Raw genomic sequence first — 26,905 nt, 5'->3', positions numbered from 1 at the left:
TAAAATTAGTTATTATCATATTTTTTAGTATATTTGATCACGTTCTTAAACTAACATTATTCCTTGGACAAGCTCAGTAAAGAAAATAGCGTATATGATGATCCTTATTTTTTCAATTGCAGTTAATTATATTTTTTAATAAAATTATAAAAATAATAATAAATACCAATTGTCTTTACTAATCGGATATATTAGTATTCCTTTACAAGAGCATTATCTTGTTATATTTTGTGTGGATCACTCACATTTTACATATGAGATGAATTTCGATCTTTGTTTTTACAAAATATAATGAGTTTGTCCAAAAACCTCTGTCAAGAGATTTTAAGAACCTAATCGAAGACACTAAAAGATATTATAATGTCTATTTTTATTTTTTAATTATATCATTACTAATCAGCTATATTAATATTTGTGCGCAAGTCTAAAGTGTTTTAAACTTTGGACTTGCCATCATATCTTTTATTTTGGATTAATAATTTACATTTCTTTTGCTGTTTTTTCATTTACAGGATTTTCATAATCTGCTGCTTTCTGAGCTTTTACTATGCCATCGTTTTCTATAGATAGATCAATATTTTGTAATGCCTCTATTGCATCTTTTAATTTGGATTTGTTTTTGTTAATTTCCGTGGGATTGCTTAATACCTCTGCTTTTATTTTTGTTATTTCTTTCTTAATATCCTCTTTAGATTTCCTTGCATTTTCTATATTTTTTGTCCTTAGTTTATCTGTAGAATAATCACCAGATATAGAAGAAGTACCATTGTTATTATTACGAGTGCTAGTTACTCCCCCTCCAGTATTATCTTCTTCATAAGAAGGAGGAGGTGTTCTTCTGTCTTTATTATTACGAGTTTTTATTCTTCCTGGATTAGATTTGGATGGGGGTTCAATAGTACGCCTAGATTGTTTTTTAGTCATTTTAGGAGTTTTATTTATTTTAGGAGTTTTAGTTATTTTAGTTATTTTAGTTATTTTAGTTATTTTAGTTAGAATTCCGAGTATATCAATTCCTAGAATATCCAACACTGATAACAATGGTGATGAATTAATTTGATGTCCTGAATCTGCGTATTCATCTTTTTTAAGATATTCTTGTTCTGCATATTCAGTATTATCTTCAATTAAATTTTGGATCTTTATAATACCTTGGTCTGTATTTTTATCTAAAATATATCTCAATACGCTTTCATCTAATTTTATTTTTCCAGATAAAATCAAGTCAAGCCTATCTTTAAAATATGTACTAAAGTTTTTAAAATTTTCTTCACGGCAATTCAGAAGATAGTTTTTAAAATCAATTTCATCTTGTTTTGTATATTTATTACTTTTTTCAATTTTATTTTTAAATTCATATAAATCACGTTTATTTATAGGAGAAAATCTATATTGATTGGTGGTTGAAATCCATTTATAAAAATCATTTAATTTATTTATAACAACATCTGTTAAAATTCCATTTTCCTGTGCTTGTGGAATTTCAAAACTATAAGTAAAATAATAATTATTAAGATCATTATTATTAATATCATCATTATTTTCAATTAAATGATAAATTGTAGTAGCCGTATCTTCGTGTATATAGTTGAAATCATATTTTTTTGATTGCAATTTTTTTAATCTGTTTTGAATATTTTGCTTTGCTTGTTTTAGATTTAAACCTAAAAGTTCGATCCATCCTTCTTTTAATAAATCAAAGTTATATAAAATAGATTTATCCAATTGGCCATAAAAATAATTATAAAATTCTACTAATTTCTGATCTTTTTGCATTTTATTTATATCTAAAATAGATATTTTTTTATAATAATCTGATATAGAAGTGCCATTATTTTCATTATCTAAAAATTGTAATAATCGTTTATAAAATGCCATTTCAGAACGATAAGGTTCTTTATGTTCATTTTCATCATAATAATTATCACTTTCATTATTATAACTATATTCTTCGGCATCATTATCAATTCCATCATAATAATTATCTATTCCAGTATTATAACTGTTACTTTCAATATCAGTATCATTAATATCAGTATCATTAATATCAGCATAATTATTACTTTTAGTATTATATTCTTGATTTCTAAGCTCGATATTTTTTTTAGCTTCATCTAAATTAGTTCCTAAAATATTTACCCATTCTGAATAGATTAATCCTGTAATATTTGAATTTAAGTCATTTGTTATGATTGTATATAAATTGGTAAAATGTTTTTGTATATTGTTCCATGCTGTATATTTTTCTTCAGCAGATTTGTTCAAACTAAAATAATAATTTCTGAATATATCAGTTGACTCTGGATCTGTTTGATTCAAGAATTCTAATAGTACATCATAAAAAAAACCTGATTTTTTAGCTGAGGGTTGCGAATAATTATTTTCTTGATTTTGGGCGTATGCGTTACCTTGATAGAAAGATAATATTATAATATAGATATGCAAAGACTTGATTTTATATTTTATTTTAAACAATAATTATACCCCCCAGAGCATTATTTTGATTTTATGTTTTTTATTTTATCATGAATAAATAATAAATTTCATAAAACAAATATTACATGAAGAAAGGACTTTTTATTACAAGCTTGTTCAAAAACCAATGTAAAGAGAGTTTAAGAACCTAATTTAAACAGTTTTCATAAGCCCTGAAAGCCTAAATTAGCGATTAAATCGGTGAATTTTGATACCTATTAAATATGTGAATCTTTAAAAAGTTTCAAATTATGTATACTCCCATTTTTTGGTTCTTTAAAGCTATTTTTTGACTTTCTTAACTATTCTTAAGAACATTATTTTATCTATACAAAAAACAGACATACATTTACCGGAATCTAATGATGATATTTTTTATATTCTATATTTAATTGTTTGCTTTCAGATTTATATATAGATATTTAATCTTTTATTTTAAATGCTAACTTCTATTTCAATGTTAATATATATCCAAAAAAATCAATATTATATTGATTTTATGTCTTTTTGATATATATTGCAATTTAAATGCAAAAATACCAGAAATAAATCAAAGGTTTTTATATGGACCTGTCTTTTATTATAAATTAAAAACTAATAATAAGATATATTTATTTTATTATAAATAAAGAATAATTCTAATAATTATACCATTATTATTTATATGTCTTAAAAAATATATGAAAGGCATTATTTTTTATTTTGCATTTTTTATAAAATTTTAAAATTAAAATAATTGGTAATAGTCTGTAATAATTGACTATATTAGTTTTTTGACGTCCTGTCTATATCATTATTTCCGGACACATTCTTAATTCCTTATATTTGATGATACTTTTTGCAAAACAAATATTTATTATTAAAACTATCTAAACCTATGAATCAACAGTTACGCAACTGATCTTCTTTTGTGAAAGTCCTATTTTTGTTGGTATTTTGTGATATTGTTAAAAAGGTTTATGGTATTTATGTTCTAATGGTATAAGATGTATGATGGAATGATTTTTATATTGTTTTTTGTTTTATTTTTTTATTTAATCTTTTTATTTAATCTTTTTATTTAATCTTTTTATTTAATCTTTTTTATATTTCTTGTATGTGTTTTATATATTTTTTCATTTATTTAAAATTAATAATATATAATAAATTGTTATTAACTTTATATTTTAGTTTGAGTAATGTTTATAAATTATATAAGGAGGTATTGAAATGTTCGTTGATCAATTGCAGATCTCTGTCCAAGGTGGATGTGGAGGAGATGGTAAAGTTGCTTTTCGTCGTGAAAGGTTTGTTCCGCGTGGAGGACCTGCTGGTGGGGATGGAGGACGTGGTGGTAATGTTATCTTTTTGACTGATCCTAGTTTGCGTACATTGCTTGATTTGCGCCGTTCTAAACAATATTCTGCTAAATCAGGTGAACATGGTCGTGCGAAGTCTCAGCATGGTGCTAATGCGGCACATTTGTTGATTAAGGTGCCTGTGGGGACAATCGTTAGGGATCAGAAAACAGGTAAAATATTGGCTGATCTTGTGGTTCCTGGTGAAGAATATATTGTAGCTAAAGGTGGTCGTGGTGGTAGGGGTAATATCCGTTTTGCAAATGCTGTACATAAGGCTCCGCATATGGCTGAAAAGGGTGAGCAAGGTCAACATTTATTAGTTGACCTAGAACTAAGGTTAATAGCGGATGTTGGTTTAGTTGGTTTGCCTAATGCAGGTAAATCTACATTGTTGTCTAGTGTTTCAGCTGCCCGACCTAAAATTGCTAACTATGCTTTTACAACTTTAAAACCTCATCTTGGTACGGTATATGTTGATGATCTGACTAATTTTGTAATGGCTGATATACCTGGTTTAATCAAAGGTGCGCATACAGGTTTAGGTTTAGGACATCGTTTTTTGAAGCATATAGAACGTACGAGATTTTTATTATATGTGATTGATATTGCAGGTACAGAGGGAAGAGATCCCTGGCAAGATTATCTTGATTTGCGCGAAGAAATAGCTTGTTATTCCGATGTGCTAGCAAAACGCCCGTACATGATTGCTTTAAATAAGATTGACTTACCTGAAGCAAAAGAAAATATCACTAAATTTTCACAAAATTTAAATGGAGAAGCGATATATCCTATTTCAGCTGCGACAAATGATCAGATTAAAAAACTTATTTATAAATTATCATCCGAGATCTCTAACCTGGAACCCATTGTATATACCGTGGATGAGGAGGACGAAGTTTATGTATCAAAAAAACTTACCTTTACAGTGAATAAATCCGACGAAGGTTATATTGTAGAAGGAAAAGGTATATCTCGAATGATTGCCCGTGTTAACTTTGCTTATTATGATAGCCGACTTTATTTCGCTAATTATTTAATTAAAACAGGTATATATAAAGCTTTAATATCTAAGGGTGCTAAAACAGGAGATAAAGTTGTTGTAGATGAGTATTCTTTTGCTTTTAATGTTTTAGATGAATAATAATTCATTTTTTAATATATAAAAATTAATAAGTTAATAAGTTAATAAGTTAATAAGTTAATAAGTTAATAAATGAAATAAAAAATGATCAAAAATAAAATTTATAATTCTAAAAAAATGATTTAAAAATAAGAAATTAACATAGACATGCCTTTGCTCTTCTGTGTAAGATACAAGTTTTTATAATTAATCTATGCAGAGGATAAAAAGGCAAGTCTAATATAAGCCTTTGGACATAGCAAAAGTTATTTTTAAAAAATAAAATATTTTAAGTTTAGGTTTTTATTTTTTCTGATATTTATTTTTTATATATCAAATGGATATATAAAAAATACTAAAGCTTATTGATGTTGTTACAATGTAGAACAGACTAATATAGCTAATTATCATAGATGATTTTTATATAGCTTATTAATACTTTTAAATAGTTCTGAATTTATGCAAAAAATAAATTTAGATAAAATTTTTTATCTATTTCTTATATTTTTAAATTTAAAAGAGCTGATTAAAAATCTAGCATCTAAATCTAGAGTTTAATACTTAAATATATAATATACAAAAATAGCATTATTATATTTCAAGGAATTGATGGCTGATGTTGGTATACATAGAGTAATTTTCTCAAGACAATTTTTGATAGTTATAGGTTGATTAAAAAGATTTAATATTACTTATAATTATATATTATCATAATCCAAAAAAATTCCCAGCACAATTTTTGCTATACGCAATTCCCGTTGGTCTTTAGGGGAATTCCAAAAAGTTAAAGAAGATAAAAAAGTCAGATAAATATAAAATTAAAAATTGTGATAATTTATACGTATTAGTTATATGCATTTGATAGATTTTTATTGTTTATAAACACGTAAATGGTAAATCAAATCCATCGACAAGATCACTAAAACCAAAATCTGTGTTTTTTATATTTTAATATTATTTATTTAATTTAGACACAAAAACAGTCATTATAATAGTTTTTAATGCATTTTATTAGGCTCTTAACCCCTTTTTGCATTTGTTTTCAGGCAAGACCTAGGAATATTTTGCTTTAAATTGTTTACTGTATTTTCCGTTATGTATATTTATTATATTTGATTATAAATTTATTGTATGCTTTGGTTAAAAGATATTATATTTTTAATATTCTTGCTTATATTATATATTATGGTTAAATTGCCATAAACAAAAAAATTATACTTAATTTGACTTATTAATTTAATATGATTTAATATATATATATGTATATATATATATATATATTAAACGATGAAATATTTCACATAAGAGATGGTGGCGATCTTGGAGATGAAGAAAAAATATATAATACCCTTGATTATGCTTTCAACTTTTTCTTTAACTACACCTGTGTCGAATGCTTGGTTCAAAATAACACCATCTTTTATTAAGAATACATTTAAAACAACTAAGGAACGGGTTGCAAATTTTTCTAGACAAATCTCTAGAAAAAGGAGTGATTCATATGATTTACAAACAGCGTCTGGATCATACCGAGGCAACCAAGAATCATCTGTTATGTCTCTTGGTTATTTGAGTAATAATCCTTCTAGTTCACCAATTAGTTATGCGAGTAGTAGTATCTCTGCTAGAAAGCTTCAAGCTGGTGGTTCCGAAATTGCTCAAAATTCTTTGAATCTTCCTCCTAGTTCATCCGTTAGTGATGCGAGTAGTATCTCTGCTAGAAAGCTTCAAGCTGTTGGTTCCAAAATTGCTCAAGATTCTTTGAATCTTCCTCCTAGTTCATCCGTTAGTGATGCAAGTAGTAGTAGCTCTGCTAGAAATATTAAAGACTACATTACGACGAACATGATTACATTTGATCAGCAGGCTTATGCTTCTAAGCCTTATGATTCTTCCACGGTTATTCGTTATAAGGATCTGCTAGCACCGGAAAAAGTTTCTGATTCTTATAGCCGCTTCAGTGATCCTGCTAGACAGTTGGTTCTTGATAAAGATAGTACTGTGAATTTTATTCCTAAACCACCGCCTCCTCCTTTTCTTAAGTCGATTGTGACTGCCTCGCCTAAGAATACTACTTTTCCTAAGAGTTATAATTTAATTCGCGAAACCTCTGTATGATTTCAAATGTGCTATTAAGTTATATTTTTTTATATTTTTAAATACAAAGTAAATATTTTAATGTTATTTTTTAAAAAGATAAAAAATTATGTTAGTATAAAATAAGATTTTTTATTTAAAATTCAGTTATTAAAACTTATTTAAATACTGTACTTGCAAAAAAACAAATATATTGATCATTATATTTTAAAGCTTAAAATTATAATTTATTTTTTTAATATATATTAAGATATATGCAATTTTTTGCTTGATTTTAGTATCTTAAGAATAAAGTTGACCATAAAATAATTAAAACAACAATTAAAATAACAATTAAAACAACAATTAAAACAACAATTAAAACAACAAAAGAAGTATAAAAAACCTCTTTTATTAGAAAGAGGTTTTTTATACTTCATCTGATAAATTATGCTTATAAGTTGTAACTAATTCGCCGGTATTTATATGATCTGTTGATTCATAGTTAAACTGTGGAGGCGCACCTATGCCTTTAAATAATTTCTGCCTTTTGTCATTACGTTCTTTATCCGGCTCATTGTATGAATCTAATTCTGATTCTTGTATGGGAGGTAATGTTTTTTTCCAATTGATACATATATTTTCCTCGCAACCGAAATATAGGAGAATTTTTTGGGTATATCCTTCTTCTGCTCGTTTTTCAATTATTTTTTTTATAGATAGACTGTCTTTATATAATTCATAGTTTACATGGAAACTAGTGTTTTGATTTTGGATGAAAGGTGAATTCGCGGGTATAAAATGAGCTTTTGCTAGCTTAACATCGTTGATAGATAATTCTTTATTTTCATAATGATCAAATTTTGTTTTTAGAGCTAAAATTACATTGTTATCACATGGAGCTGTTTCGTCTGTTTTATTAAGAGGTTTTATAAAGTTCAATGTTAAAATATTTTCTTTTAGGTTGTTTGGAAGATGGGGTATTAATGATTGCTGGCAAGTATATTCTAGTGTGAAATTACTCAACTTATCTTTAACATCTGTGCAGTCAACTTTTTGTAGCTTGTTGTCAATTTTTTGATAACATTTCGTATTACTGTGTGTAGTGTATATGCTGTAGTACCGCTCTAGATTAGCTGCATCCTGAATTATAAAATTTTCTGTTTGAAAACCTAATTTAAGAATTTCGGTATTGAAGTTAGTGTCATTTATTGCTTTTGGAATATTATTTTCAATATTTGGTTTATTTATATTTACATTGACAGCTTTTTCGTCACTTTTGTTTATAAAAACATATAATATGATAATCAAAATCAAACCCAAAAATATCCAACTGATTTTTTTAAGATCTGACTTCACAGGCACCATCCCCTTTATTTTTTTGATATTTTCTCTATATAACAATGATTTATAATATTATAAAATCCATTTAATGGTCTGATGTTTTATTTTCAGATTTTTAATGAGTTTTTTATCTTTTTTCTTTTTAGGTCTTATTTCAATATGTAGGTTTGTTTATTTAATATATTTACTTAATATCTTTTTTGTTTTTATTTTTTGTTGATTTTGACTATTTTTTGTTGATTTTGACTATTTTTTGTTGATTTTGACCGTTTGATATGTTTTTTTATTAATATTTTAATATTATATTTTATGTTTTAATATTAAATCGCATTTTTTAGATATGATATCTTATTATTTTGCTGTTATAACGTATCTTTTCGGGATTATATCTTGTATTTAAATATATTTTTATAGTTAGTTTTTATTTTATTTTTTGTTAGTTTTTTATAATGCTTTGTTTTTATGTTAATAATTTTACGTACTAATTATTATGAGTTTTGAATATATAAGGATTATAACACGTATATAGCTGGAAAGATTTATGATTTTACGGAAAGATTTATGATTTTATGTCAGAGAATAGGATTGGTCAAATGTGATATCTTCTTTGTTTTTGGTGCAAATGAGAGCGGTTATTTTGTCTGCTTTTTTGCTGTTTTCTGGTTGGGAATGGGATATGGATTTACTTTGGTTGTCTGACAAAGATACAGCTTTAAGATCGCGTATTTCGCAAGAGTCACAGCAGAAGAATGTTATGCCTCAGAATGCATATATTGATCCTATTTATGGTGCTATACCGGGTTTGGATGGGGTTAAGGTAGATGTGGAAGCTACTTTAGCTAAAACTAAGAAATATGGCTATAAGAAGATAGAGTGGGTTTTGAAAACTGTTGCACCTCGTATTAATTTAGATGATTTGCCAACGTCCCCTATTTATCGTGGTTCGAAGCATAAGCCTGGTTTTGCATTGATGATTAATGTTGCGACTGGGGAGGATTATGTAAGGGATCTTTTGCGTATTTTGTCATCTAAAGATGCGAAAGCAACGTTTTTTTTAGATGGTTCTTGGCTGAAAGCCCATCCTGAGTTAGCTCGTAATATATTAGATGATGGACATGAAATTGCTAATCATGGCTATAGTCATAAGTCGATGAGTCGTATAAGTTCAGCACAGATTATAAATGAAATTCGTAATACGGAAGATCTGATTGAAAAAATATTGGGGACAAGAAGTCGTTTTTTTGCACCTCCATCAGGTGATTATGATGCACGTGTTGTTGATGAGGCAAAGCGTCAAGGGATGTACACGGTTCTTTGGACGGCGGATACAATTGATTGGCGTACCGATGCTACGGTGGAAAAAATTATCGAGCGTGTTCGGCCTAAGATGTCAAATGGGACGTTATTATTGATGCATCCTAAGAAAGTTACAACACAGACATTAGGTACGCTTATTGATATGGCTAGAGCGCGTAATTTGCGTGTGGGTAGTTTGCGTGATGTTTTGTCTTCTGATCCATCGATACCTAATTTTAGGTAACAGACATGGTTATGCCATGTCTTTTTTATTGATTATAATCTTTATTGTTTTTAATAACAATTATATTAATAAGAAAAAACAAAATTATTTTTGAAGTAATTTTCAGAATATTAGTTACAAAGTAGTATAGTTAATTTATAACAAAGTGCTTTTTTTAAGAATTTAGCGTCAAATTTTATAAATTTAGGGAAGAGGATTGCCAAAACGACCATGTTTGTGACATAATAATGACATAATTTATTATTTATGGAGGAGGACAACTCTTTTGGGCTTTGTCCAACATCTTTTTTTGTCTGAGCAATGGCGAGTTCTGTTGTTTTCTGGTATGGTTTCTTAGGCTTGGTTTTCTTGATAATTAACTGACTAGTCGTAATAGATACTTTTATGAATATTCTGTATCACCAGAAAATAGTGGCATGTCATGTCGCGTTATTTTCCTTTCTAAATTGCCAACTTTTGATTTATATATGTTTTCTTTCCTTTTTTTTGGATGCTTGTTGATTTTTCATTGTGAGATCTATTTCAGATCCAGGTATATTTTACCATATTTGTCACATGTTTTAAACACTAATTGTGTCATATACGATTAAAAACAACCTCTGGATCCATAAATCGTTAGATCAGGGGTTGTTTAATTTTAAATATAAAAATGAAAATAAATGATATTAATCACTTGAGATTAAATTATAATTTAGAAACAAATAAATGCAAAGTTCAGCAATTACATAATATAGCGAAGATATAAATAAATGTGTGCGATAACGAGTGAAAGAATGGTTATTGGTGCACCTATTTTTAAAAATTTGAGGTAACCAATATTGTATCCTGCTCTTTTAGCCATTTGAACGACAATGACATTTGCTGAAGCGCCGATAATTGTTCCGTTACCACCGAAGCAAGCTCCTAGGGATAGCGCCCACCAAATGCGCATTAATTCAGGGTCAGTTGGTGTGAGATTGAGATTTTCTGCTATTTGTTTAACCATAGGGATGAGTGTACTTACGAAAGGTATATTATCGATGGTGGCTGACGCTATACCAGCTATCCATAATAGTAACGTAGCTGTTAATGCTGTATTGCCTTCAGTGAAGTTTAGTGCTTGGTTAGCTAGCTCTTTTATAATACCTCTTTCTTGTAAGCCACCTACTAATGAGAACAAGCCGGCAAAGAAAAAGACAGTGCCCCATTCGATATCTGCTAATAGTTTTTCTGTTTGAGAAGATGAACGTATGGACCACAATGTTAAGACTGTTGCCCCGGTTATGGCGATGAGGCAAGCATCTAGGTGTAGAACTGAGTGTAAGATAAAACCGATGGTGGTTAAGGTAAGTACGGTAAGTGATTTAAACAGTAATTTGTGATCGACGATTGCTTCTTTAGGGTTAAGTTCCATAATTTTGCTAATATTTTCTTCGCTTGCTTTTAATTGTTTGCGATAAAAGAAATATAAGCAACCCATGATAATGAATAAAGTTATAAGTGCTATCGGGCCTAAGTTTATGAGAAAGGCGTTGAAACTTAGATGCGGATTAGCTCCTCCTATTAAGATATTTGGTGGATCGCCGATTAAGGTTGCTGTACCACCAATATTAGAGGCTATAATTTCTGTGATCAGAAAAGGGATGGGATTTACACGCAACATTTTGGTTAACGATAATGTGACAGGTACTACTAAGAGGACTGTCGTTACATTGTCGAGTAAAGCAGAAGCTAAGGCGGTAAAAGTTCCTAATAAGATTAAGATTTTAATAGGACTACCTTTGGCAAATTTAGCTAGATACCATGATGTTGCAGTGAATATACCACTTTTTCGGGTGATATTTACGAGCATCATCATACCGATAATAAGAATGATTGTTTGCCAGTCGATATAGGTTTTGAGCACTTGATTCATTTCGACAATGCCTATAATAATCATCGTCGTGGCGCCGGCCAATGTTAACATGGCTCGATCAAATTTTTCTGTGATTAACACTGCGTATGTGATTAAGAAAATCGCTATAGCAGCTAAATTTAAGATGGTGTTCTTGTCTAGATTAGTCCAATCAAAGATCAAAATTATCCACTCCTTACAAAAGGCTGTTTATTTCTCCATGTCTGTTTGTCTATATTTTAGTCCCATGCCCATTTCTTCACTAAACTATAATACTAATTCTGCTTCTTGAATAAAAGGTTTATTTGATGTGCTTGGATTTTTACCTCCGAATATTACGAAAAAAACAAGGTCGTAATGGGGTCCAGCTATCTTTATAATAAATTTTTATAATTTTTAGGCATCTGTTGAGCGGAATTATTAATTTTAAAAATATTGAAATTTATTTTATTTTTACAGCTATGAGGGAGGAATTAATAATTTATGACAATTGATCATACAGAAACTTTTGAAAATTTATTATTAAACAAAAGTGACCGTGTCAAAAATAGATCTAATAAAAAGTATATATTGAGTCGTTTTTCTGTGGCAAAACTTATCGGTAATTTATTAAACCAATGGGGATGGTTAAAGGATATCGTCGTTCTTTGTAAGAAACACCCTGAATTTGAAGAAATAGATAGCTTTGAAGAATGTTTGAAAGAACTTATTGTTTATATGTTGATGAATCGTGCTTTTACTAGTTGGTTAGAAAGTATCGATATTACAGAAAGACAAGATGCTGTTAAAAAAAATGTTTTTTCATCACATCTGATTGATTGGGAAAAATTAACCTTTAAAAAAGAATTTTTGGTCAAGCTGTTACGTTGCATGGGATCCATCGATAAAGATATAATTCGCCAACTTATGAGTAATTTCAGTATTCAATGTTTAAACGTCACGTCTAATCATTTACTCCCTGATGCCCATTATCGTTTTATCCGTATTGGATCTGTACGTTGTATCCTTTATCCCCAGATTCAACAAGGGTTGCTTCCTGCTAAAACATCACTCGATTTATCACATGCATACTTCTTAGAAGCTGCGGTTACACAAGTTGATGGATTGCCTTTTCAGTTACAATCATTAGAAGGTCGCTGGCGTCGTAGTTTGGGAGATGAAAGCATGCGGATTGATATTCTTAAGAAACAGTGGCAAGAACAACAACAAACACCACCTAAATGGGTTCTATGTCTGGACAGGCATGCGGTTAGACAAACACGGTTGCAACGCATTTTACAAAATGGTGCTGATGTTATTTTTCCGCTTTCAGAACGTTGCAGTGAAGAAACAGATTGTTGGAAAAAAGAAGCAATTGACCGTGGTGAATGGGTCTCGCAAGCATCTTTAAGTCCACGGCCTGGATATCGCATTCGCATACAAGATTTAGGTCAGCAAACATTATTTGATCGACCTTTTCGTGTTATAGCGATTCAAAGTGCTACAAGACCTTCTCGTTGGACAGATTCTACACAGATTTTTCTAACAACATTAACCGAAAAATCATTTAGTGCTTCAGATTTACTATATAGGCATCGCTTAGCACACCGCGTTAGCGATACATTACGTTTTTTACACGATCCATTTCTTATTGGTGACATACCTTGGGAAGAACCAACCGTTCTGCAAGGTTTCGTGAATGTACTTCACCTATCATCGTTAATATATGCTACTTTAGAACGTATGCTGCAGCAAGAATGGTATCTAAGGCGTGAAGAAGTTGATAGGTTACCTTTACAAGGGATTAAACCATTACGTTGCCTTACCGCGCTAGAATCACTCCTTACCGATGTGCCTCGTATTTATTCATTAGGTCAGGAAGATGAAGTATGGATTGCTGCAAGAAACAGCACGAGCTACCATACATTACAAGCCTGGTTACCGCTATTTACACCAAACAACATTTGGCCAGGAATTAAAAACTACCGCGTTGTGCTGCATCATCAGTCGCAAATATCGCAGGAAATGAAAGACAAGGTGGCATTAGGGGCTAAGGAGAATATTTAGAATAGTTCAAATCAGTATAAAAAAAATAGTACAATTAAATTTTGTGAATGGCATAATATATCAATCATCTCCCAATACATATTATATTTAATTTTAAGTATTTCATATATGAATATGAATAACAAAATTAAATATATATTATAAAATTAGTTTTTTATTTTGTATTTTCCTTTATAATTTTTGCTTTTTATCAATTTATTTATTTCTGCTGTTGTTTTCGTTGCTTTATTTCAAACTATTTTTTGTTTTTTGCACATTGGTTAGTTTTTTAATTTTTTAGTTATATATTTTTTTAATTATATAATACATTTTATAATTATGGTTTATATATTTATTTATATATTTTCTATGCATTTTATTTTATAGCCAAATCATTTCTTATGGTTTTATAGTTGAATTTTTGCAAGCATATTTTTTACATTATATGTTGACTCATTTTGTTTTTTAATGTTTATATTTTTATGTTGTTTATAATTAAGCTGTTGTGTTGTTTTTAATATGGAAGGGATAGAGGTTACCTCTATCTCTTTCTTTTTTTTATTATTTGAGTTAGGATTGTTTTTGTTTTTAATTTTTGTTTTTCATTGTTTGTTTTTCATTTTTATTTAATTTGGATTTTTGTTTTTTTATTATTTGGAAGAGGTGATCCTGTTTGGATGTATCTTTTTATGTCTTGAAAGACATTTGCTTTGACCATTGCTAAGCATAAAATGGCTGTTAATGGTCCGATGATTATGCCGGAGATGCCGATTAGTTGCAGGCCGATGAACATGGAGAAGAGTGTTAGCAGAGGTGATATTCCTACGTGCGTCGAAATTATCTTAGGTTCAATTAAGTTTCTTATGATTACAATTATGCTATATAGTATTAAGAGGCCAATGGCCATTTTGGTGTTGCCTATTATGAAGAGGTAAGCTATCCACGGTAGGAGTGCCAGGCCTATACCTAGGTATGGTAATAAATCCAATAGTCCTATGATTAAAGAGATAATAATTATATATGGTACATCTAAGATTTTTAGACCTATCATAACAATTGCTGTTGTGACAGAAATAAGAATTATTTGTGCATAGATGAATCCTACAATTGCCTTTTTGATATCTAATAAAATTATACCTGATTTTTCGATCACTGATGACGGTAAAATTTTAATCAACAAGTTTTTTAAATGATGCCATTCTATTAAAATAAACAGTGTTGCTAGGACGGAGAACATAATGAAAGTAATTAAATATGGTAGATTAGCTAACCAAGCTGCGAGTCCTTTTAGTATTTTGGTTACAATTTGTGTGCTTTGATTGGCCAATAAGCTAATTTGTTCCATCACTTTACTATATAATTCCATTTCATATTCTGGGTGACTGGCAAAATAATCTTGGAATGCTTTAGTAAATCTTTTTATTTCATCGTTGTTTTGTATGAAAGTTATGAGATTGTTTTGGGCAATAGTTATTGTTTCAGGTAAAAAAGTTGCCAAATTGGTTAATTCGCTGATAATGTTAAAAATCATAAAAGCTGTTAAAGCTGCCATGATTAAAATAACAGCACATAAGACCAGGATAATCGCTAGAATGCGCGGAAATCTTATCTTTCGTTCAAGCCATTTTACGATTGGGTGCAAAAAACTGGCAATTATCCATGCAACGACAAATGGATATACGAGATGTATTCCAAATTGTATAAAGAGATAGATGCAAAAAGTTATGATAATGATTAAGCTAAAACGGAACCAAGGGCTGTTGATCTTTAAAGATTGCAATTTATAACTCCTTTTTGCTTAAGGTTTTAAATATTGTTTTTAATATGGTTTTAAATATACAATGCTGAATTTTTTATTGTTTTTATTTGTCTTTTTTTCTCACCATAATGATTATAATGGATGAAGTGGCAAAAAATCTTGTGACAATTATAACGATAAATTTGAAACGTCTTTTCCTACTAGCTATAATTGGCCCAAAGAGATGGTCTACCCTTTCTGAAAGCATAAGTGGTTTTTTTATATTTTGCAAATTAACTTTAAGTTAAACAGAACATTTGTTTAAGCTTTGTTTTATTATTTTTTGCTAGTGTTAGCTTTCTCTTTGTATTTTAAAATATTTAAAACTCGCCAAAGAGCGAGTGAAGGGTGGTTTGTATGTGGTTGTATCTAAGGGTTTAGCGGATATCGTTGCTCTTTCCTCGGAGATAAGTTCTATTGACGGGGGTGAGCTCACTTATAGAGGTTACAACATAGATGATTTAGCGACGCAGAATGCTTCATTTGAAGAGGTTACCTATCTGTTATGGTATGGTCGTCTGCCGACATTAACAGAGCATCGCGGCTTACAATCTGATTTTGTGAAAGAATTTCATTTACCTGAGCCTGTTCACGCCTATATTAAATCTTTCCCGCGCGATGCTCATCCGATGACGGTGTTGCAATCGGTCGTGGCTGCATTGTCCGTTTATGATGAAAATGCGCATTGTATGACTACAGAGACTTGTTGGAAAAAAGCTATTTGCTTGACAGCAAAAATTCCTGTGATTATTGCGGCTTTTGCACAAGCTCGTTTGGGACAATCATTAATTGATTTGCCTCGTGGGATGGGTATTGCACGCAGTTTTCTTTATCTTTTGAAAGGTAAAGAGCCGAGTGAATTAGATGTGGCAGCTTTTGATAAGGCGCTTATGTTGCATGCTGATCATGAGTTAAATGCTTCTACTTTTGCTGCAAGGGTAGCTGCAGCAACTTTGACAGATGTACATTCTGCTGTAGCGGCTGCTTTAGGAACACTAAAGGGCCCATTGCATGGTGGGGCTAATGAGCGTGTGATGATTATGTTGCGTGAAATGGGTTCTAAGGATATGGTCGATCGTGATATTAAGGATCGTTTAGGTCGGAAAGAAAAAATTATGGGGTTTGGGCATCGTGTATATAAAGATGGTGATCCTAGGGCGAAACATTTACGGATGCTTTCTTGTGAATTGGCTAAAAAAGCTAATGATATGAAATGGTATGATATGTCATTAGAGATTGAAAAAATTGTTTTTGATCAAAAGAAGTTGCGTCCTAATGTTGATTTTTATTCCGCTTCTTTATATGCCTATCTCGGCATACCTTCTGATTTGTATACTGCTGTTTTTGCCATGAGTCGTATTGTTGGTTGGACAGCGCATATTATGGAGCAATATGCTGATAACAGATTGATTAGACCCCGTGCTAATTATGTTGGTCCTGCGGCGCGTGCGTATATTCCGATGAATCAAAGATGTTAGTAAGTTTATTTTTGAAATTTTCGTGTGATTTGTTTATATAGGTTCGTTTCATTTATGTTTGTTACATTCATGTTTATTTCATTCATGTTTATTTCATTAGTTTTTTATGTTTGTATGCTTCTAAATTTCGGTTATAAGGGGTTATGACATGGTATCTTGTTCACGCTCTGATCAGGGCACAGTGATTTCTTTTAAAGATGGATCTTTAATTGTTAATGATTATCCGATTATCCCCTTCATTGAAGGGGATGGCATTGGTGCTGATATTTGGCCTGCTACCCGTAAAGTTATTGATGCTGCGGTTGATTTAGCTTATGACAAGAAAAAGAAGATTTTTTGGAAAGAGATATATGCAGGTGATAAAGCGTATCAGCGTTGTGGCCATTATTTACCTGAGGAAACATTGGAAGCTTTAAGGTTGTATCGTGTGGCGATCAAAGGACCTTTAGCTACGCCTGTTGGTGGTGGTATACGATCGTTAAATGTTGCTATTAGGCAGGCTTTGGATCTCTATGTATGTTTGAGACCTGTCAAGTATATTCCGTTTGTTCCTTCGCCGATGAAAAGACCTGAAGATGTTGATATGGTTATCTTTCGTGAAAATTCTGAGGATATATATGCGGGTATTGAGTGGGAAGCTGATTCTTTAGAAGCTAAGCGTTTGATCAGTTTTTTACAAAATGAGATGCATGTTAAAACAATTCGTTTTCCTGAAACATGTGGTATTGGGATTAAACCTGTTTCAAAAAGTGGTACGGAGCGTTTAGTTTTATCAGCTATTAAGTATGCTTTGCGTTTTAATCGTAAGAGTGTCACTTTTGTGCATAAAGGTAACATCATGAAATATACCGAAGGTGCTTTTAAGCAGTGGGGCTATGCTTTTGCTGAAGCGAATTTTTTTGATAAAGTGTTTACTTATGCGCAATATGAGACGATTAAAAGTGATCAAGGTGTAGAAGCGGCTGATAAAGCGGAGAAGGATGCTATGTCTGCTGGTAAGTTGATTATTAAGGATGTTATTGCTGATGCTTTTTTACAACAAATTTTATTGCGTCCGAAAAATTTTGATTGCATTGCTACGCTTAACTTAAATGGGGACTATATCTCTGATGCTTTAGCAGCTCAGGTAGGCGGTATTGGTGTAGCTCCTGGTGCAAATGTTAATGAAGTTACAGGTCATGCCGTTTTTGAAGCTACACATGGCACAGCACCTCGTTATACAGGGCAAAATAAAGTTAATCCTAGTTCTTTATTGTTATCAGGTTCGATGATGTTAAGGCATATTGGTTTTATCAAAGCAGCCGATTTAGTTGAAGCGGGCATTAGGGGCGCGATTGCTAAAAAAATGGTTACTTATGATTTAGAGCGTTTAATGGATAATGCTACAAAAGTATCTTGTACAGGATTCGCTGACCAAGTTATTGCTAATATGACTTAGATGATTTTTGTTTAATCTGTTTTTGGATTGATTATTGATTGATTATGGATTTGAGTTTTATTTTGTATTTTTATTCATTTTTGTTTTGTTTTTTAATGTTCTTTTAATTTCAAAAGGGGTGATAATATGTGTTGTTCGCGTAAAAAAGTTGCTATCTTAGGTGCTGGTGCTACTGGTATGATGACGGCTACTTTGTTGGTTCAGCAAAATGTGGGCGATATTGTTTTGTTAGATATACCTAAGGTTGAGAATGCTGTTAAAGGTCGAAGTTTAGATTTAGCACAGGCTGGACCTGTTTTAGGTTTTAGTAGCCGTATTTCAGGTGGTAGTGATATTAATTTGCTTAAGGGCTCCCATGTTGTTATCGTAACTGCTGGGTTGCCACGTAAGCCTGGTATGAGCCGTGATGATTTGGTGCGGGTTAATAGTGAAATTATTAGACATATAAGTAAAAATATTGCGAAATTGGCTCCTGAGGCTGTCGTTATTGTACTTAGTAATCCTGTTGATGTGATGACTTATGTTGCTTATAAAGAGACTGGTTTTTGTCATACACGCGTTATGGGTCAATCTGGTGTTTTAGATACAGCGCGTTTTCGTCATTTTGTTTCTGAAGCTTTAAATGTTTCTGCACAAGATATACATGGTCTTGTTTTAGGTGGGCATGGTGATGATATGTTGCCACTTATTAATTACACGACGGTTGGTGGCGTGCCTTTAAGACAGATGATGTCTGCAGAAGATATCGAACGTATTGTTAAACGCACGCGTAAAGGTGGCGGAGAAATCGTCAATTATTTACAAACAGGTAGTGCTTATCATGCTCCTGCTGCGTCATTAGTTGAAATGGCTTTAGCTGTTTTAAGGGATGAAAAACGTCTTTTACCAACGGTTGCATATTTAAAGGGTCAGTATGGTCACAAAAATCTTTATTTAGGTGTACCTGCTATTATCGGTGCTAAGGGGGTAGAGAAAGTTATCGATATGCAGCTTACGTCTGCTGAACAAAAAGAATTGACCAAATCGGCTGATTCTGTTAAATCGATGATTTCTATGTTGGGGAAAGCTTAGATGAAAAAAACGGGCTTGTTTTCTTCTTTTGCTTTTTTCTCTTCCTTTTTTTCTTATTTTTCTTCTTTTCGTTCTTTTGTTTCTTCTTATTTTTCCCGTACTTCTCATCTTTTTTCTTTGTTTTTTCTAAGTGTTTTTTTGTGCCTCTTAGGAGGTTGTGATTGGCAGCAGAAAACAGATGGGACGATTAGTATTGATGGCTCTAGTACGGTTTATCCTATTGTTCAAGCGACGGCTGAAGAGTATGGGCGTGAGCATCGATCGTTGGAGATAAAGGTGTCTGAGTCAGGTACGGGGAGCGGTTTGCGTCGTTTAGCTGAGGGTAAGATTAATATTGCGACTGCTTCGCGTCCGATAAAGGATGATGAACGTGCATTGGCTGAAAAAAATGGTTTTGAATTGGTTGAGTTGCCTTTAGCGCGTGATGGTATTGTCATTATCGTTAATAAAGATAATCCGTTGCTGGAAAGTGTAAATACAGGTATACTCAAGAGAATATGGGAACCTAAAAGTCCTGTAAGTACTTGGCGTGATGTTGACCCTGTTTGGCCGGATGAGAAATTGGAGTTGTATGGTCCGGGTACTTCTTCTGGTACTTTTGATGCTTTTACGAAGAAGGTTGTTGGTAAAGAGAAGTCTTGTCGTACAGATTATCAGCAAAATGAAGATGATAATATTTTAGTGAAAGCGGTTGCGGGTAATCGTTTTGCGATGGCTTATTTAGGTTTTGGTTATTATTTAGAAAATAAAAATAAATTGAAAGCTTTAAGTATCGATGATGGGTTTGGTATCGTTGAACCTACAGAGGATACAATTAAAAATGGCCTTTATCCTTTGACAAGGCAATTATATTTATATACCTCCAAACAAGCTTTAGCTAACCCTATAACACGAGCTTTTTTAAATTTCTTGTTAGAAAACCTGGCCACATTGATTGGTATTCACGGCGTGCCTTTGGCTAAAGAGGAGTACAAGATATGGCATTCTTGGTTAGGGGTGAAATGAGAAGGAGGAGCAGATTTGCGGCAACTGCTGTTTCGTATGAAAACAATGCGTTTTTGGAAACAACGTTTTGAAAAATTAATTCCCATTTTGCTTTTTTTAGCGGCATCTTTATCTATTCTTACTACTTTAGGAATTATTGTAACGCTTTTGCTGGAATCTATTCTTTTCTTTAAATCGGTATCGCTTGTTTCATTTCTTACAGATACACAGTGGACGATGTTGTTTGCTTCTGATCAACAACGTGTTGGTGTATTACCCCTAATTACAGGCACTGTGCTTGTTACAGTTATTGCTGCTGTTATTGCTATGCCTTTGGGTCTTGGTAGTGCTATTTATTTAAGTGAGTATGCTTCGACAAGGTCTAGGCGTATTTTGAAGCCTTTTTTGGAATTGTTGGCAGGTATACCGACGATTGTTTATGGTTTTTTTGCTTCGATTGCTGTGACACCTAGTTTAAAGCTATTTTTTCCATCGATTGGTTTTTTTAATGCTTTGTCTGCAGGTATTGTTGTTGGTTTAATGATTTTACCGATTATTGCTTCTTTGAGTGAAGATGCCATGCAGAATATTCCACCACGAATTAAAGATGCTGCTTATGCTCTAGGTGCCACGCGTTTAGAGGTATCCTTTGGGGTAACTTTACCAGCTGCTATTTCAGGGGTTGTTGCTTCGTTTGCGATTGCCATTTCACGTGCGATTGGTGAAACAATGATTGTGACAATTGCGGCTGGTGCAACGGCTAATTTGACGCTTAATCCTTTAGAAGCTGTTCAGACAATGACGGCTTTTATGGTTCAAGCAGCTTCGGGTGATATTTCGGTCGATAGTATTTCATACCGTGCTATTTATGCCGTAGGCTTACTCTTGTTTTTATTTACTTTTCTCCTGCATTTTCTTTCCGTACATATTGTTGGTCGTCTACAAAGGAGGCATAGCTGAGTATGCAAACTTCTTCGTCATCTCTGCTCGGAGTTAAAGGTGATGATGACAAAGCGGTTTTTCCTCAGGCGCTTATGGGGCCGTCGAATGCTAATTCACCACGTCAAATACGCCGTAAATGGTTAGATCGTTTGGTGCACCTTTTAAGCGGCTTAGCTACGTGGGCTAGTGTCGCCTTGGTTATGTGGTTATTGCTAGATGTTTTGGTCAGAGGCTTTCCTTTTTTAACGTCAACTTTTTTTAATGAAACAATGCCTTCGCGTATTCCAACGAAATCGGGCTTTCTTGGCCCGATTTTAGGTTCTCTGTTTGTTATGTTGATTGCAACGCCTTTAGCTTTTATTTTAGCGGTGGCGACAGCACTTTATTTAGAGGAGTATACGCGTTCTGGTCGTTTGCGTAATTTTATCAATCTTAACTTAGCTAATTTATCAGCTGTACCATCTGTTGTTTATGGGATGTTGGGTTTAACGGTTTTTGTGCATACATTAAAAATGGGTTCAAGTGTGTTAGCTGCTTCGCTTACCCTTGTCCTGATGATGTTGCCGATTATTATTGTTTCAGCTAGAGAATCACTCCGTAGTGTACCAGAAACGTTAAGACAAGCTTCTTATGCGATGGGTGCAACGCGTTGGCAGACGTTACGTAATGTGGTTATTCCTTGTGCTTTACCAGGTATTATCACAGGCATGTTATTATCTGTTTCACGGGCGATTGGTGAAACAGCACCATTGATTATGATCGGTACGGCGGTGTTTTTAACGAAAGTACCTACAGGACCTTTGGATAATTTTATGGCTATGCCGATGCAAATTTATAATTGGATTTCACAACCCCAGGTTGCTTTTCATAATCTAGCTGCAGCGGGTATTTTGATTTTGTTAGTTGTCTTATTAGTGTTAAATATTATCGCTCTTTATGTTAGAGAGAGATCACGTATGTAAACAGCAAGTTGAGTGAAGGGAGTAAATATGTGAAATCGCCAGCTATTGAGGCAAGGCGTGTTAACCTCTACTATGACCAGGTACATGCTCTTAGTGATATCAGCCTGACAGTTACCGGTGGTAGTATTATGGCGCTTATCGGACCTTCTGGTTGTGGTAAGTCATCTTTTTTACGTACCTTAAACAGGATGAATGATTTAGTTCCTAATGTTCGGGTCACAGGGTCAGTATATATTTATGGTGAAGATATCTATCGCCCAAATATGGATGTTGGTCTTTTACGGCGCCAAGTCGGGATGGTTTTTCAGGCGCCGAATCCTTTTCCAAAGAGTGTTTATGATAATATCTCATATGGACCGAGGATTCATGGTGTGAGTGATCGGAAAGTGTTAGATGAGATTGTCGAAAAAAGTTTAAAATTGGCTGCCTTGTGGGATGAAGTTAAAGATCGTTTGCATAAACGTGCCACAAGTTTGTCAGGTGGTCAGCAACAACGTTTATGTATTGCGCGTGCTTTAGCTGTTGAACCAGCTATTTTATTAATGGATGAACCGACATCTGCTTTAGATCCTGTTTCGACGGCAAAGATTGAAGATTTATTAAGAGAACTTAAACAACATTATACAATTGTTATTGTGACGCATAATATGCAGCAAGCAGCTAGGATATCTGATAATACGGCGTTTTTTTTAGCCGGTAAGTTGGTTGAGTGTGCTGTAACATCAAAGTTGTTTTCAACACCTAGAGAAACAAGAACAGAAGATTATATAATGGGCCGCTTTGGTTAGAGAAAGTGAGGTAGATAATGGGTGTGAGAATACGCTCAATTGATCAGGAGTTGGCTGAACTTAAAGAGAGATTGCTTCAGATGTGTGAACAAGTTATTGGAGCGATTGAAAAGTCGATTCAATCGCTTTTAAATAAAGATATTGAACTTGCGCAGTCGGTGAAAGATGCTGACTATAAAATAGATGAACTTGAAGCAAGAATTGATGATCAGGTTTTAAAGATGATTGCTACGCAACAACCGGTGGCGAAAGATTTACGTAAATTGATTTCTACTTTGCGCATCGCCACCGATTTAGAACGTATGGCTGACTTAGCGGCAAATATCGCTAAAGCTGCGATCCGTTTGCATGAGCATGAGCAGCCGCCTTTAAAGACAGACCCTATTATGAAAATGGCGGAATTGATTCCACAAATGGTTCGCGCAAGCATTAAAAGTTATATTCAAGGTGATAGCGAAGGTGCGCGCAGGTTATCTGAGACAGATGATATCGTCGATCATTATTATCGCGAAGCGCTTCTTGAGTGGGGAGCTTACCTTTCGAGAGAAAACGATGGCGCTTTTTCGGCTTTGCAATTTTGTTTTGTAGCACGTTATTTAGAACGTATCGCTGATCATACAACAAATATTGCCGAACATATCGTTTATACAGAGACAGGGAGACTTGCTGATCTCAATTGATGAAAGGGAACAAAGAAAAAAGATGAATAAGCTATTATTGATTGATGCATATAGCTTAGCTTTTCGGGCGTTCTATGCGTTACCTACCTTACAAGATAAAACAGGAAGGCCTGTCCAAGCTGTCTATGGGTTCATTTCTATTTTGATCAATACAATTGCTGATCTTCGCCCAACACATATCGGAATTGCGCTTGATACAGGAAAGACGACTTTTCGTCATGCTAAGTACAAAGAATATAAGGCCCAGCGTGAACGTACACCTGATGAGTTGGCAATTCAAATGCCAACTCTCAGCTCTTTTTTTCGTGCGGTAGGCTTTCTTGAATTGATTTCCCCAGGATACGAAGCGGATGATGTTATCGGTACCTTAGCAACGCGTTTTTCCCCAGAAATACAGATTGAGATTTTAACCGGTGATCGTGATTTATGTCAATTGGTCAATGATAATACAAGCGTTTACATCATGCGTAAAGGATTTACCAACCATACAAAGTATGATCATACAACTTTAGAACAAGAACTAGGTCTATCCGCAGAACAAATCCCTGATTACAAAGGATTAGCTGGTGATAGTTCAGACAACTTAGCCGGTGTTCCTGGTATTGGTATAAAGACAGCTACCAAAATATTGCAAGAATTTGGTTCATTAGAAAAAGCAATTGACCATGTTAAAACATCAACGAAAGCAAAGAAAAAATGGGAAACTAACCTAAAAGAATATATGGAACAAGCCCTTCTTTGCAAAGAGATGGCAACAATTGTAAAAAATGTACCATTAAGAATAGATGACCTTGACAAATTAGCCATCAAAAACCTTGATTTTCAAGCAATGTATGATTACATGCTGGATAAATCTTTTCACTCATTACTCAAAAGAATGCCACAATTACCTGGTTGTGAACATTTAGAGATAATGCCCGAACCAAGTAAAACAGTTACTTTACCAGAAAATGTTTCGGTTTTTATGCTAGGTGAAGACAACAAAGAGAATAACAAAGAGAACAACAAAGAGAACAACAAAGAAGACAACAAAGAGAACAACAAAGAAAACAACAAAGAGAACAACAAAGAGAACAACAAAGAAGACAACAAAGAAAACAACAAAGAGAACAACAAAGAAAACAACAAAGAGAACAACAAAGAAAACAACAAAGAGAACAACAAAGAAAACAACAAAGAGAACAACAAAGAGAACAACAAAGAGAACAACAAAGAAAATAAAATATATAAGAATGATCAAAGTAAATCACAAGAAGAAATTTTTGCGATGTTTGAAACAATTTTAACTAAAGCTGCTAAGGAAAAAAAAGTGACGTCACTTTTTTTAGAGACGACCGAAGAAAATGTTCGGCAAGCTTCGTTTGTTGCTTTTGTTTTGGCGATTGACGAATATGTACTTGTTTGTTTTTCTCTTGAAACGTTACATAATTGGCCGTATCTTAAGCATTGGTTAGCTGATCCAATGATTCCTAAGTTTACTTATGATAGTAAGCGTTTACAGGTGTTTTTTAGGCGATATGGTTATACTTTTGCTGGTAATACCAGGGATTTAGCACAAATAGGGTATCTTTTGGATCCTAATTATGCTAAGCCAACGATTCCTTATTTAGCTAATAAGTATGCTGATCTTTATATACCTGAGGATAAGCAAAAAGCCCCTTTTGATGAACAAAGGGCTTTGTTATTATGCTATCAAACATATTATATGCCTTTGATTATAGAGAAAGCATATGCTAAATTAATAGAACATGGTTTAGAGAATTGGTTTAAAGATGTTGAGATGCCTTTATTATCTATTTTAGGTGATATGGAATGGCATGGTGTTAAAATTGAAAAAACAAAGTTATTAGATTTGCAAGTGATTTTAGCGGAAAAATTGTCTCAGATAAAAGATGAGATATATGCATCCGTGGGTGAGGAGTTTAATTTAAATTCACCTAAACAGTTAGCGTATATTTTATTTGAAAAATTAAAACTTCCGGTACAGAAGAAAACGAAAACGGGGTATTCAACAGATGTCGATGTTTTAATGAAACTCGCTCCTTTTCATGAAGTTGTAGCAAGATTATTAGATTATCGTCAGTTAAGTAAGCTTAGTTTTACATATATTGATGGTTTGTTAAAAGCTTTGACAGCGGATGAACGTTTACATACAACTTTTCAAACAACGATGACGGCTACAGGTCGTTTAAGCAGTACGGAGCCTAATTTGCAGAACATACCGATCAAATTAGCTTTTGGTCGTAAAGTTAGACAAGCTTTTGTGCCTTCTAAGCCTGATTGGGAGTTTATTGCTGCTGATTATGCACAGATTGAGTTGCATCTTTTAGCTCATTTATCACAGGATCCTTTGTTATGTGAAGTTTTAACAGCTGGTTGTGATGTGCATACAGAAACAGCAGCACAAATTTTTGCTGTTTCACAGGAAGATGTGACTGATTTAATGCGACAACAAGCAAAAACGGTTAATTTTGGCGTTATTTATGGTATGAGCGATTATGGTCTTTCCACACAATTGGGTATCTCACGCAAGGAAGCCAAAGTATTTATTGATAAATACTTTGCCACTTATCCAAAGGTAAAAACTTATCAACAGGATACTATTGTGCAAGCTAAAGAACAAGGCTATGTAACGACTTTATTTGGTCGACGAAGGTTATTACCAGATCTTCATTCAGCGAATTCTGCTAAAAGACGGATGGCTGAACGTATGGCTATTAATACGCCTGTCCAAGGTTCAGCAGCTGATTTGATTAAGAAGGCAATGGTTGATATATACCATGTGTTACAAAACAAGCAATACAAGGCTACATTGCTCCTACAAGTACATGATGAATTGATCTTTGAGGCAGAAAAAGATTTAACAGCTTTTAAAAAACAAGTGGTCTATTTAATGGAAAATGTGGTTCCTTTAATTGTCCCTTTAAGGGTAAAGCTTGTTTGTGGTAAAAACTGGTACGAAGCTAAATAG

17 protein-coding genes are annotated in these 26,905 nt (G+C 32.8%); 13 read left to right on the top strand and 4 right to left on the bottom strand.

Features of this window, described 5'->3' with window-relative positions:
* Positions 1 to 480: 480 nt before the first annotated feature.
* Positions 481 to 2,475, bottom strand: coding sequence for a hypothetical protein (locus VS182_RS06605; RefSeq protein WP_479492525.1), 1,995 nt, complete (start codon positions 2,473 to 2,475; stop codon positions 481 to 483).
* 1,209 nt (positions 2,476 to 3,684) lie between these two features.
* On the opposite strand from VS182_RS06605, the gene obgE reads away from it, so the two are divergent.
* Both obgE and VS182_RS06595 read left to right on the top strand, forming a co-directional pair.
* A complete protein-coding gene (gene obgE / locus VS182_RS06600; protein ID WP_479484363.1) occupies positions 3,685 to 4,956 on the top strand; it encodes a GTPase ObgE in 1,272 nt (423 codons plus the stop codon).
* Between the two features lie 1,305 nt (positions 4,957 to 6,261).
* Positions 6,262 to 7,053: a hypothetical protein gene (locus VS182_RS06595; RefSeq protein WP_479484362.1), complete on the top strand. Its 792-nt coding sequence runs from the start codon at positions 6,262 to 6,264 to the stop codon at positions 7,051 to 7,053.
* A 387-nt stretch (positions 7,054 to 7,440) separates the two neighbouring features.
* Here the strand turns inward: VS182_RS06595 and VS182_RS06590 are convergent, their stop codons facing one another.
* Positions 7,441 to 8,370 (bottom strand): hypothetical protein, encoded by a 930-nt coding sequence (locus tag VS182_RS06590; protein WP_479488626.1) that lies wholly within the window; start codon positions 8,368 to 8,370, stop codon positions 7,441 to 7,443.
* Between the two features lie 580 nt (positions 8,371 to 8,950).
* Here VS182_RS06590 and VS182_RS06585 point away from each other — a divergent pair.
* Positions 8,951 to 9,895 (top strand): polysaccharide deacetylase family protein, encoded by a 945-nt coding sequence (locus VS182_RS06585; protein ID WP_479492524.1) that lies wholly within the window; start codon positions 8,951 to 8,953, stop codon positions 9,893 to 9,895.
* Between the two features lie 721 nt (positions 9,896 to 10,616).
* Here VS182_RS06585 and VS182_RS06580 read toward each other — a convergent pair.
* A complete protein-coding gene (locus VS182_RS06580) occupies positions 10,617 to 11,915 on the bottom strand; it encodes an ArsB/NhaD family transporter (protein ID WP_479492795.1) in 1,299 nt (432 codons plus the stop codon).
* 336 nt (positions 11,916 to 12,251) lie between these two features.
* On the opposite strand from VS182_RS06580, the gene VS182_RS06575 reads away from it, so the two are divergent.
* Positions 12,252 to 13,814, top strand: coding sequence for a hypothetical protein (locus VS182_RS06575; RefSeq protein ID WP_479484359.1), 1,563 nt, complete (start codon positions 12,252 to 12,254; stop codon positions 13,812 to 13,814).
* A gap of 601 nt (positions 13,815 to 14,415) precedes the next feature.
* Here the strand turns inward: VS182_RS06575 and ytvI are convergent.
* Positions 14,416 to 15,573, bottom strand: coding sequence for a sporulation integral membrane protein YtvI (ytvI, locus tag VS182_RS06570; protein ID WP_479484358.1), 1,158 nt, complete (start codon positions 15,571 to 15,573; stop codon positions 14,416 to 14,418).
* A gap of 377 nt (positions 15,574 to 15,950) precedes the next feature.
* On the opposite strand from ytvI, the gene VS182_RS06565 reads away from it, so the two are divergent.
* The 9 genes from VS182_RS06565 (at position 15,951) to polA (ending at position 26,905) form a co-directional block, all read left to right on the top strand.
* Positions 15,951 to 17,069 carry a citrate/2-methylcitrate synthase gene (locus VS182_RS06565; protein ID WP_479484357.1) on the top strand — a complete coding sequence of 373 codons (1,119 nt, stop codon included), beginning with the start codon at positions 15,951 to 15,953 and terminating at the stop codon, positions 17,067 to 17,069.
* 148 nt (positions 17,070 to 17,217) lie between these two features.
* Positions 17,218 to 18,507 carry an NADP-dependent isocitrate dehydrogenase gene (icd, locus tag VS182_RS06560; protein ID WP_479492523.1) on the top strand — a complete coding sequence of 430 codons (1,290 nt, stop codon included), beginning with the start codon at positions 17,218 to 17,220 and terminating at the stop codon, positions 18,505 to 18,507.
* A gap of 126 nt (positions 18,508 to 18,633) precedes the next feature.
* Complete coding sequence (gene mdh / locus VS182_RS06555) at positions 18,634 to 19,578, top strand: malate dehydrogenase (protein ID WP_479484355.1); 945 nt, start codon at positions 18,634 to 18,636, stop codon at positions 19,576 to 19,578.
* A complete protein-coding gene (locus VS182_RS06550; protein ID WP_479492522.1) occupies positions 19,579 to 20,583 on the top strand; it encodes a PstS family phosphate ABC transporter substrate-binding protein in 1,005 nt (334 codons plus the stop codon).
* 36 nt (positions 20,584 to 20,619) lie between these two features.
* Entirely contained in the window at positions 20,620 to 21,522 is a 903-nt protein-coding gene (gene pstC, locus VS182_RS06545; protein WP_479485166.1) for a phosphate ABC transporter permease subunit PstC, read from the top strand.
* A gap of 2 nt (positions 21,523 to 21,524) precedes the next feature.
* Entirely contained in the window at positions 21,525 to 22,466 is a 942-nt protein-coding gene (gene pstA / locus VS182_RS06540) for a phosphate ABC transporter permease PstA (protein WP_479484353.1), read from the top strand.
* Positions 22,467 to 22,495: 29 nt separating this feature from the next.
* Positions 22,496 to 23,254, top strand: a complete 759-nt coding sequence (pstB, locus tag VS182_RS06535) for a phosphate ABC transporter ATP-binding protein PstB (protein ID WP_479484352.1) — start codon at positions 22,496 to 22,498, stop codon at positions 23,252 to 23,254.
* A 17-nt stretch (positions 23,255 to 23,271) separates the two neighbouring features.
* Positions 23,272 to 23,934 (top strand): phosphate signaling complex protein PhoU, encoded by a 663-nt coding sequence (phoU, locus tag VS182_RS06530; protein WP_479487366.1) that lies wholly within the window; start codon positions 23,272 to 23,274, stop codon positions 23,932 to 23,934.
* Positions 23,935 to 23,956: 22 nt separating this feature from the next.
* Positions 23,957 to 26,905 carry a DNA polymerase I gene (polA, locus tag VS182_RS06525; protein ID WP_479492521.1) on the top strand — a complete coding sequence of 983 codons (2,949 nt, stop codon included), beginning with the start codon at positions 23,957 to 23,959 and terminating at the stop codon, positions 26,903 to 26,905.

It is taken from the genome of Pasteuria ramosa (assembly GCF_056496785.1).
Note: the sequence above shows the minus strand (reverse complement) of the source record. Positions and strands in the feature narration are given on the sequence as shown.